9 protein-coding genes are annotated in these 9616 nt (G+C 55.7%); 2 read left to right on the top strand and 7 right to left on the bottom strand.

What is annotated here, in order from left to right; all coding sequences use genetic code 11:
* Positions 1-581 precede the first annotated feature (581 nt).
* On the top strand, positions 582-899 hold the full coding sequence (locus BQ8482_RS40295; protein ID WP_095495263.1) for an MlaD family protein: 318 nt from the start codon (positions 582-584) through the stop codon (positions 897-899).
* 64 nt (positions 900-963) lie between these two features.
* Here the strand turns inward: BQ8482_RS40295 and BQ8482_RS08955 are convergent, their stop codons facing one another.
* The 7 genes from BQ8482_RS08955 to BQ8482_RS37625 form a co-directional block, all read right to left on the bottom strand.
* Positions 964-1527, bottom strand: coding sequence for a DUF995 domain-containing protein (locus BQ8482_RS08955; protein WP_123147110.1), 564 nt, complete (start codon positions 1525-1527; stop codon positions 964-966).
* 132 nt (positions 1528-1659) lie between these two features.
* Positions 1660-2604 carry a glycoside hydrolase family 26 protein gene (locus BQ8482_RS08950; protein ID WP_123147109.1) on the bottom strand — a complete coding sequence of 315 codons (945 nt, stop codon included), beginning with the start codon at positions 2602-2604 and terminating at the stop codon, positions 1660-1662.
* Between the two features lie 15 nt (positions 2605-2619).
* Positions 2620-3126, bottom strand: coding sequence for a DUF995 domain-containing protein (locus BQ8482_RS08945; protein WP_077381293.1), 507 nt, complete (start codon positions 3124-3126; stop codon positions 2620-2622).
* Between the two features lie 34 nt (positions 3127-3160).
* Positions 3161-5059: a glycosyltransferase family 2 protein gene (locus tag BQ8482_RS08940; RefSeq protein ID WP_123147108.1), complete on the bottom strand. Its 1899-nt coding sequence runs from the start codon at positions 5057-5059 to the stop codon at positions 3161-3163.
* Positions 5056-6042: a UDP-glucose 4-epimerase GalE gene (gene galE / locus BQ8482_RS08935; RefSeq protein ID WP_095495269.1), complete on the bottom strand. Its 987-nt coding sequence runs from the start codon at positions 6040-6042 to the stop codon at positions 5056-5058. Before galE ends, BQ8482_RS08940 begins: the two co-directional genes overlap by 4 nt.
* Positions 6042-7067, bottom strand: coding sequence for a UDP-glucuronic acid decarboxylase family protein (locus tag BQ8482_RS08930; protein WP_123147107.1), 1026 nt, complete (start codon positions 7065-7067; stop codon positions 6042-6044). Before BQ8482_RS08930 ends, galE begins: the two co-directional genes overlap by 1 nt.
* Before the next feature lie 58 nt (positions 7068-7125).
* A complete protein-coding gene (locus BQ8482_RS37625; protein ID WP_133254711.1) occupies positions 7126-7347 on the bottom strand; it encodes a hypothetical protein in 222 nt (73 codons plus the stop codon).
* 599 nt (positions 7348-7946) lie between these two features.
* Between BQ8482_RS37625 and BQ8482_RS08920 the strand changes: the two genes are divergently transcribed.
* Positions 7947-9086, top strand: coding sequence for a helix-turn-helix domain-containing protein (locus BQ8482_RS08920; protein WP_244602662.1), 1140 nt, complete (start codon positions 7947-7949; stop codon positions 9084-9086).
* Positions 9087-9616: the final 530 nt, after the last annotated feature.

Here is a 9616-nt window from a genome sequence, read left to right as displayed (position 1 = left end):
CAAAGAAAGCGACGGAGACCGGTAGCAGCCCAAACGCAGTCGCCACCATAGCGAGAGCAAGGATCGATACCGGCACGACACCCTTACGGACGCTACCAAGCAGGATAGCCCTTTCCGCCAGCGGCAGGCAGCCGAGTTCGCGCAATATCTCGGGTATCGTCGCTGGCCGTCGAGACCAACGAAAACTGGATGGAGGCCAACCGCTACATCAACATGGACGACCTGCGCGAGCACAACAAGCTCGCTCGACGCCAAGCCGCATGACCAGCGCCATGGCCGGCCCTTTTGCAGAACTTGACGCACACAACCTGCTTCAAGTCTGTTGCAAGCTTTGAACCTGTCCGTTTACTTTGCCGCAAACCAAGAGTTCTTCGACCTCCCGCGCCGCGATGCAACGAGAAGACGAAGTGGAATTTCGCATCCATCGGCGGACGCGCCGCCGGCCTCATTTTGGTCAAATCGCCCCACTTGAGGCATGAGGAATGCGACATTTTGTCTAAATTTATCAAGATAGTTCAAACCAGAACCTAAAGTCCTTTGGGTACAACGCACTCCAGAACAATAACATTGGAGGCTAGCACATGACGTTTTCTACTGCGCATCGGAACCGTTTTAGAAGAGTGGCGATTGCAGCGATCGGGCTTGCTGTTTCCGTGGCTCTCGGCGCAAACGCGCAAGCAGGCGAAATGCGTAAGCCAGAGGGAGAGACACGGTCCGTGTACCTTGTCAAATATCGAGTTAACAACGATGTTCGCTACAACAAGAAACCCGTCGGCAAGGTCGTTAAGATATCAGCATCCCGGTACTTGAACAGCAACACCTATGTCTGCACTCCGAGCGGCTTTGGTCAGAAAGCGCGTTGCTACACTCGGAGGGTCTCGAATCAGCCAGGCGTTTAATGTTGGACCTGGTTTTGACAGAAGCCGCCGCGCCTGAAGCCGCGGCGGCTCCGTTTTTGCGCGGTTATCGAGAATTCGCCTTAAGGTGCGAAACTTCTTTGCTTACCCGATTACCTTTGACCAGTTTGCGCGCCTCATCGTCCCGGCGAGCGGGATTGTGACGAAAGACATACCATTTCCCACCGATGAAAGGCTTCTGATAAACGACGCCATGTTTTTCACGGTGCAGGAAACATGTGATTGCACCGCTTCTTGCCAGACTCCCTTTCGCTACTTTGCTGGTCCAGAGAGCGCGCATGCAGAGCTTGCCCCCATTGGTCGCATACCAGTTTCCCTCCGCATAGGACCATGCTGCCCGTTTGCGCGACCAAGCGGCGAACGGCTTCCTATTTGCAGAGAACAGCCCGCGAGCAGTTGTCTCCGCAGAATAGAACCCACCGCCGTTTTGCCATTTCCAGGTGCGGCCGGCATAGAGCTTTTCAACCGCTGAGACCTTCATCGGCGTCGCGGCAGCGGCGCGTTTTTCTATGGCGTCGCCCGCCGGTTGTTTGGGAGCGGCGTAGGCATTGCCTGCAAGCAAGAACACAAACAGCACCGCACTTGAGATAATCGAACGGATCGAAAACATTTTACTTCCTCTCCACCAAGGCAATTCCAGTAAGACTGCGTAAGAGTCCTGCGTTGGAACCGCATAGAAATAAAGGGATGGAGCGGTTCGGCCATCTGGTGAAAGCCGAACCACTCTGTCGAACGACTTGGATCAGTCCAGCGGATGGTTGGCCACGCGCCAATCGGGCCGGCCGACATTTCTCGGCCATGGATAGACTTCAAGATCGTTGAAGTAGACAACGGCTGTCATGTCCGGGAACTCGGCATGCGGCTTGTTTGCTTCCGCGGCCCAGTCACGAGCATATTCGTCGTTACCTTCGTAGCCAAGCTCCGCAATGGCGATTGGTTTGCCGAAGCCCGTCACACGGTCATAACCCGGCTTTGTGCGCTCCACAAAAGTCGTATCACGACCGACCTCCAGCTTGTCATAGGGCTGATAGCCAAAGACGGACAGACCGATAATGTCGACATACTTGTCGCCAGGATAGAAGGCTTCCAGTCCTTCTTCTCCTTTCGGTGACCACATGTATTGGGCCGACGGAAGATGCTTGCGGCATATGTCGATGACATGCCTGTAGGCGTTCACATAACCTTCAGCATTCCAGAAAGCCCAGGTGAATTGCCCGTCATTATCTTCCATTTCCTGCGCCCAGCGGATAGTGACGGGGCTTTTCAGCTGCGCCGCCGCAGAGCAGACCGCTGACATATTGGCATCGTAGCGCCCGCCCAAAATCCCGGCGAGCAAATCCTCAGGACCTACACGCCAGTCCCGCGCCCAGGACCACGGCTCGACCGTGATCAACAGGGAACGTCCACGCTCACGCGCATAGGCATCTGCGGCGCTGAGCGTTGCCAGATCCACATCTTCCCAGGGAAGAAAAAGGTGTTCGATTTTTGAGTTGGAATCGTTGGTATAATCCGCGTGCGGATCGTAGGCGCCGGGGGTTACGGAGTCAGCCGTGATGATGGGACGCTTGTCCCGAAACTGATTGCGGCTGTCGACACTCGCTCCCGACACGCCGCTGGCTGCATAGACACCACCGGAAATGCATGCGCTGCAAAGCAAGGCTGCTGATAGTTTAAAGAGACTTTTCAAGGCCCCCTCCCTTTCTTACTGTTCAGATTGCTGTGCCGCACCAAGCGCGGCTTTGATGGCATCGAGTTGACGGGAAACCAGATCGGTGGACACCAGCTTGCTGGCCTCGTCGTCTTGGTGGACCTCGGCGTTACGGAACGCATACCACTCACCACCGGGCTCGCGCTTCTGATAGATCGTTCCATTATCGATGCGATGCGAAAAGCAGGTCTTGGCGGGAAATACACCCTGTTCGGAATGCCATGTCGCGTTGAGACACATCCAACCTGTCTCGGTGATGATCCAGCGGCCTTCCGCCCAGGATTTGCCCGTCTCACCGTCGGTCCATGCCGAAAATTGCCGGTCCGCGCCCACCATTCGTCCGGCTCCGCTGTCCCACTGCCAGCTCTTGTCTCTATAGAGATCGTAGATTTCGCCTGCTGTCATGCGACGTGCCCCTTCCGGCAGAACGGAAACCTGTGAGGAAGAGGCAAAGGCCGGTGCAGCAATGCAGGACACTGCCCAAGCGACTGCTGTCAGCATCCGGAAACCTGACAGCAATAGAGCCCTTTCAGATTTAGAAAGTGCCACCGGAACCTCCCGCCATCTCGAGATGAGCGGCGCCCGCCGTTTGTCCTCGATGGGCGTGTCCGGTCGCATTGGTGCGCCAACGTGGATTGAAGATGGTTTTGTGAACAGCGCGACCACCGACGCCTGCCCCGGCAATTGAGAAGCTGTCGTCGAACAGGGAAAAGCTTTTGGTTCCCCAGGCGAGCGCCTCGATGCCGTCGCGTCCACGCTCGACCGTGGCGAAGCTGGTAACCATCAAAAGGGCCATGAAACTGCTTGCCAGCGCGGGGCGATAGGCGCGGCTTTTCATCCGCACGTCATTCTCCCTGCCATGCTGCAGCAAGATCATGAAAATCAGCAGCAAGTAAAAGCAAGCATTGATGATGGCGAAGACGAAAAAGCCGCGCGTTTGATACGCATCCTGCACGAACACGACCGGCAGAATGGAGATCAGGACCACGAAGGCATACGGCGCCAGCACGCGAAACGGTAGCGGATCGACTTCGGACGTGCCTTTTGGCGTGACGCGAAAATCAACAAAGGATCCGGTCATCCAGTCACGGAACGCGGCAAAGGTTCCAGCCAGAACCCACGGCCAGCGCGCCAGCAAAAACAGCATCGCTTCCCAACTAAAAATCTTGCCGTCGATAGGCCGAAATGTGCGACTCGACCGCCACCAGAATGCCAAAAGCAGGATCATAAGCGACTGCGGCATGAAATGGAGCAGAAACTCTGGGTAAGTGACGTTGATGAAATTATCGCCCTGGACCAGCACGATCACGGGCAACAGGAATGTCAGAGCAAGAAAGAAGGCGTAAAGCGGGTACCAGAACTGCGAAAATAGGAATTGAACCTTCAAACGCAGCGGCAAGTGTCCGATCAGTTTTGGTGAGTATTGCAACAGGATCGTCACCAGGCTCCGCGACCACTGGAACTCCTGCGTTACAAGATCGGCAAACGTCCGTGGGCCGTCGCCATGGGCGATGGCATCAAGCGCGTGAGCCCCTCGCCAGCCATAGGCATTCATGAAGAGCGTTGTGGAATGATCCTCGGCGAGTTCTGGCCCCAGCCCACCGATTTCCTTCAATGCCGCAGTGCGCACCGCATAGTGCGATCCGATGCATATGGGCGCGAAGCCATTATTGTATCCGGCTTGCAGTGACCCATGCATGCTCGCTTCGATGTAGAGGCGGCCACGCGCGGACCAGCTTTCATGTGCATTGCGATCGCAAATGCTGGGCGCGGAAACATAACCGATTGTCGGGTCGGCAAAAGGCCGCAACATGTTATATAGGTAGTCAGGTTCGGGAACATGATCGGCATCGAGCTGCGACACAAAATCATATTGGTCGTAGCCATAATGATCGTAGAAGAAAGCCAGGTTGCCTTCCTTGCAGCGTGTGCGGCGAGGCCAGGACTGGCGATGGTAATCGGCGCGACTTTTGCGGGTGGAAACGAATACGCCATGTTCGCGACACCATGCGAGCGTTGCGGGCGATGGATCCTCATCGGCCAGCCACGTGTCGTGGGGCACGTTCTGGGCCAACATGGCCCGCAAGGTTTCGGCCACCACCTCAAAAGGTTCTGATGGAGCCTTGGTGACCACCATGGCCACGCGACTTCCTGCGGAAATACGCAGCCGTCCGTGCGGCCGGCGTGCATTGAAGAAAATGGTGATGAAGTAGACTGGCAAAAGCGTTATCCACGCCAAAAGCGCCGTCACCAGAATTGAGCCGACCATGTTGATGTGGGTGGCTCCGAAAACCCACCATTGCCAGAAGAATGCGACGGCCATCGCCCACAAAACCGCACCCATAATGTACTCAACGCGCTTTCGGCCGGTGAAGACCGGCACCATCAGGGGTTCTCCCCTGTCAACAGACAGCGCGATGCGCGGCGTGCTCATGAGCGCACCTCGAGCCCGAAGAAGGGAGCCGCCGTGCGAATTATCGTATCGAGATCGGAATAGAGCGCCTGAAAGCCAAGTTTTTCGGCAGCGAGCGCCGGATCGGCATAAAGCACCGGAGGATCGCCCGCACGACGAGCGCGCATCTCGACCGGCACGTTACGACCTGTCAGCCGGCTGATCGCTTCGAGAATTTCCTTAATGGATGTACCACGCCCGCTGCCAAGATTGACGGCCAGATTGCCACCGCAGTTGATCAGATGTTCGAGCGCCAGCACATGCGCGCGCGCCAGATCCGCGACATGAATATAGTCGCGAATGCAGGTGCCGTCGGGCGTATCGTAATCCTGGCCATAGACTTCGAGAAAATCGATCCTGCCTGCAGCGGCCATCATGGCTCGCGGAATGAGATGCGTTTCTGGATCGTGGGTTTCGCCGATTTCCCCGTCGATATCCGCGCCGGACGCATTGAAATAACGCAGCGCCACGTAGCGTAGCGCATAGGCAGCCGAATAATCGGCAAGCATCTGCTCCGCGATGAGCTTCGTGCGTCCATAAGGATTGATCGGGCGCTGGCTCTCGCCTTCGCGGATCGGCAAGCGATCCGGAATGCCATAGGTAGCGCAGCTTGACGAGAAGATGATATTGCGCGTTCCGCTTCTCTGGCAGGCGTCCAGCAGCGATTGGGTCCCGTTGACGTTGTTCTGATAATATTTTGCCGGTTTCTCTACGGATTCGCCGACATAGGCCGATGCAGCAAAATGGATCACCCCGATAGGGCGATACTCATCCATGACGTGGGTCAACCGCTCCGAGTCAAGGATGTTGCCTTCAACGAAGGCGCCCCATCGGACGGCTGACCGGTGACCCGTGGATAGATTGTCGTAGACAATCGGATCATAACTCTGCCTGGCCAAAAGCTTGGCTGTATGGCTGCCGATAAAGCCGGCGCCACCAACGACAAGTACGTTCTTGCCGGACATCAGGCGGCCTCCGCCAGCTTTCCGGAGGGCTTCCTCAACTGCCGTTCGAAATAAGCGATCGTCGACTTCAGCCCATCGGCCAACGCCACGGTCGGCTCCCATCCAAGTTCTCTCTGGGCCACTGTGATGTCGGGCCGACGCTGGCGCGGATCGTCCACGGGCAACGGGTGATAGACGACTTTGGAGCTCGAGCCGGTCATTCCCACGATCTGCTCGGCCAACTCACCGACTGTAAGTTCGCCGGGATTGCCGATGTTGACAGGCGTGTGGATCGCCTGAGGGCTGTACATGAGCCGGTAGAAGCCTTCGATCAGATCGTCCACGTAACAGAAGGAACGGGTCTGCGACCCGTCGCCGTAAACGGTGATGTCCTCGCCCTTGAGCGCCTGCACGATGAAGTTGGAAACGACCCGGCCGTCATCCGGGCGCATGCGCGGACCATAGGTGTTGAAGATGCGCACGATACGGATGTCGACGCCGTATTGCTGATGAAAATCGTAGAACAGAGTCTCGGCAGAGCGCTTTCCTTCGTCATAACAAGAGCGCGGACCGAAGGAATTGACATTGCCCCAATAGCTTTCGGGCTGCGGATGCACATGGGGATCGCCGTAGACTTCCGAGGTGGAAGCCTGGAAAATCCGCGCCTGGTAATGTGCTGCCAGTTCCAGAAGATTGAGCGACCCGATCACGCTCGTCTTCATCGTATGGACCGGGTCGGCCTGATAGTGCGGCGGTGAAGCCGGGCAGGCGAGATTGTAGATCTCGTTGACCGGCAGATCGAGCCGTTCCACGATATCGTGGCGCACAAAGCTGAACGTGTCGTAGTTCAGGAGGTGGCGCAAATTCTCTAGCCGCCCCGTGGAAAAATCGTCTACGCAGATAACAGAATGGCCGTCTTGCAAAAGACGTTCGCACAGATGTGATCCGAGAAAGCCGGCCCCGCCTGCGACAAGTACCCTCCGTTGCGAGGAAAGATCAGATTGCAACTTTGCAGACTGAAATGCGATACTCACGGGAGCCCTCATTCATAAAAACCATCAGTGCCAAAAGGAAGACATGTAGATGTCTAAATGCACTGAGACTTCAGGTTTTCTTCCTGTAGTGAATCTGATGATTTCCAATACCTCCCCGGTTCCTACGTTGCGATATCAGGGAATCCGGAAACTTTTCAAAGCGTCCATTTTTGCAGCTGACCCGCTCGACCGCACCATCGCCTCCGGCCGAAACCTTTTCATCGATCATTCTGATGAAGCCGCGATGCTGCCAAAGGTCTTTATCTCGAAGCGAGCCAAGAAACCCATTCATGGCCGGTTCAGGATCGAGCCGCTAAGGGTTAGCTTTGTTGACTTGGTGCGATAAAATTAACTACTCTACAAACAGTGAGCCTTAAATGTATCTAATGATTTTGTTTATCTTATAAACAATACACTTCGGAGGTGACGTGAGGTTGCTGCAGATGGATTTCTGACGTTATCGTCGTTATATTACTGAATTCCATGACTGTCTGTGTAATCTTGGCTGCGGTTGCCGTGACCTGTCGTGATTTCGTGCCTTTCCGGGCTCGGCTCACCTCAGTATTTCTGACCTTTATCGGAGGGATCGTTCTTTCCATTCGGGTAATGAAGGTGCCTTCTGGCCTGCCGCCATCGGCAATACCATCATTATCTATTCCTTTTGCCTGACCTGGATCGGCGCGCGCTATTTTTACGGCAAGAAGGAGGTTTGAGAGCGGCGCTTATCATTTCCATCGCAAGCTTCCCCTTCATGTCGTTTTTCCATACAAGCTGGCAGGGTCGGAATGTTGCCTATGCGGTCGGTCAGTTCCTCTCCATGGCGATGACGGTGGCATATCTCCCTGAAGCAGCGCGACGTCGCGGCCTTCCGGGTCGTGGCTGGAGGCAGTGATGTCGGATAAGACGGTCCCACCTAACGACAGGGAGCCGACATCTGTCGAACGTCGCCGCTGGCCGCGCATGTCGCAGGATCCACTCGGTGAGGATGAGGTGGAGAAGGCCGTCCTGACGTCGTTGCGCTTTGAGACGGAAATCCTTCCACCAATCCAGCAGTTTGCTGCCTGGCGGGAGCATATGGCGGTATTGATGGAATCGCGTCTGCCGAACAATGTGGATCCCGAGGATGGATTTGTCGTCCAGCAGGCGGTGTGGAATCTGGGCGGCATGCTTTTGTTGCAACAAACCGTTCCGGCCTTCAGTTACGAACGCTCGCCAGACGCGGTGCGGTTCAGTCCAATTGACCATTGGCAGATCACCGTTCTCCGCGCCGGTCGCACCTGGACTGGAGTTGACGGACGTGTCGCGCAAAATGAACCGGGCATGATTGAAATCCGCTCGCTCGGGCATCCGTTTAGCGGGCGGGCGCTGGCAACGGAGTCGATCAGCCTGATCGTTCCCGTCGATCTGTTTGCCGATGGAGGTAGCTTGCCGGCGGCGAGCAACAACGTCGTTTTGGGTGGACACCGGGCCAAACTGCTGATCGATCTTATGTCAAGCGTTGAAGCCAATCTCGATCGCTTCACGCAAGACGACCTTCCTAGAATCAAGGACCGTTTGCGGAAAATGGTATTCGACGCGGTTACACCTTTGCTGGATCGTGATGACGGCAACGATCAGATCTCACAAATCGGATTGATGACGCGGGCGAGACGCTTCATTTCGAGCAATCTTGCCTCGCCCGACCTGACACCGGATGCTCTCGCCCGGGAACTGGCGACCTCGAGGACACGGCTCTATGAGCTTTTCGAAACGTCCGGCGGCGTTGCGAATTACATTCGTCGACGACGTCTATCCGCAGCTCATGCAATGTTAGCGGATCCTTCCGACACCCGAAAGGTCGCCGAAGTTGGTCTAGCAATCGGCTTTGATTCAGCGGCGAATTTCAGTCGAGCTTTCACGCAGCAGTTCGGGTATAGCCCGAGCAACATACGCAAGCAGTCGTCCGAAGACTACATGTACCCGGATAGGCAAACAGGTAAGAAACCAAAGGTCACATTCGAAAGCCTGCTGCAAACGCTCGGCCTCTTTTGAGGATGGCGATGAGCATATATAAGATGTACACTAAGGACGTTCGATGACGACTTCGGGTATCTAAGCAATCGACCAACCTTCTATCCCTATAATTGGAATATTTTCGAATAAGCCGCTCGTCGCCGATAGTAGAAGAACGCCTCTTCTATAGTAAGCCTCGCGATGTAGCGGTCTTCCGGCTCGAACCCCCGAGAGCTGGCAAACGCGACAGCCCAAGTGGACCCTCTCTGTCGTGAACCGCTGAGGGGATCTAGAGAGGCTAATGCGTCAATCAAGCTTGTCCCATAGCGTGTTCAGATATCCTGATCTCTTTCACAAACGCTCGCAATTCGGCTGGAGGTGCGAGACAAAAAGTTCGAAAAGCATCCAGGAACCCCAGCCATCGCTCACAGGGTCCGTTCCGGACACATGTGTAGCAGCCGTTTAATAATGCGACAGTTGAGCACGTTAGTGATGCGACAGTTTTCGCCGGCCGGCGAAAGTTCGAGCCGGATTGATCCGTCCATCGATATCAGTTCATCGGCCATACG

The sequence above is a fragment of the Mesorhizobium delmotii genome, assembly GCF_900149755.1.
Classification (GTDB): Bacteria; Pseudomonadota; Alphaproteobacteria; order Rhizobiales; family Rhizobiaceae; genus Mesorhizobium; species Mesorhizobium delmotii.
Note: the sequence above shows the minus strand (reverse complement) of the source record. Positions and strands in the feature narration are given on the sequence as shown.

What these genes read in the sequence shown, in the direction of transcription:
- BQ8482_RS40295 (WP_095495263.1), top strand. Translation starts at nt 582, where the DNA reads ATGACGTTTTCTACTGCGCATCGGAACCGTTTTAGAAGAGTGGCGATT.
- BQ8482_RS08955 (WP_123147110.1), bottom strand. Translation starts at nt 1,527, where the DNA reads ATGTTTTCGATCCGTTCGATTATCTCAAGTGCGGTGCTGTTTGTGTTC.
- BQ8482_RS08945 (WP_077381293.1), bottom strand. Translation starts at nt 3,126, where the DNA reads ATGCTGACAGCAGTCGCTTGGGCAGTGTCCTGCATTGCTGCACCGGCC.
- BQ8482_RS08940 (WP_123147108.1), bottom strand. Translation starts at nt 5,059, where the DNA reads ATGAGCACGCCGCGCATCGCGCTGTCTGTTGACAGGGGAGAACCCCTG.
- galE (WP_095495269.1), bottom strand. Translation starts at nt 6,042, where the DNA reads ATGTCCGGCAAGAACGTACTTGTCGTTGGTGGCGCCGGCTTTATCGGC.
- BQ8482_RS08930 (WP_123147107.1), bottom strand. Translation starts at nt 7,067, where the DNA reads ATGAGGGCTCCCGTGAGTATCGCATTTCAGTCTGCAAAGTTGCAATCT.
- BQ8482_RS37625 (WP_133254711.1), bottom strand. Translation starts at nt 7,347, where the DNA reads ATGAATGGGTTTCTTGGCTCGCTTCGAGATAAAGACCTTTGGCAGCAT.
- BQ8482_RS08920 (WP_244602662.1), top strand. Translation starts at nt 7,947, where the DNA reads ATGTCGGATAAGACGGTCCCACCTAACGACAGGGAGCCGACATCTGTC.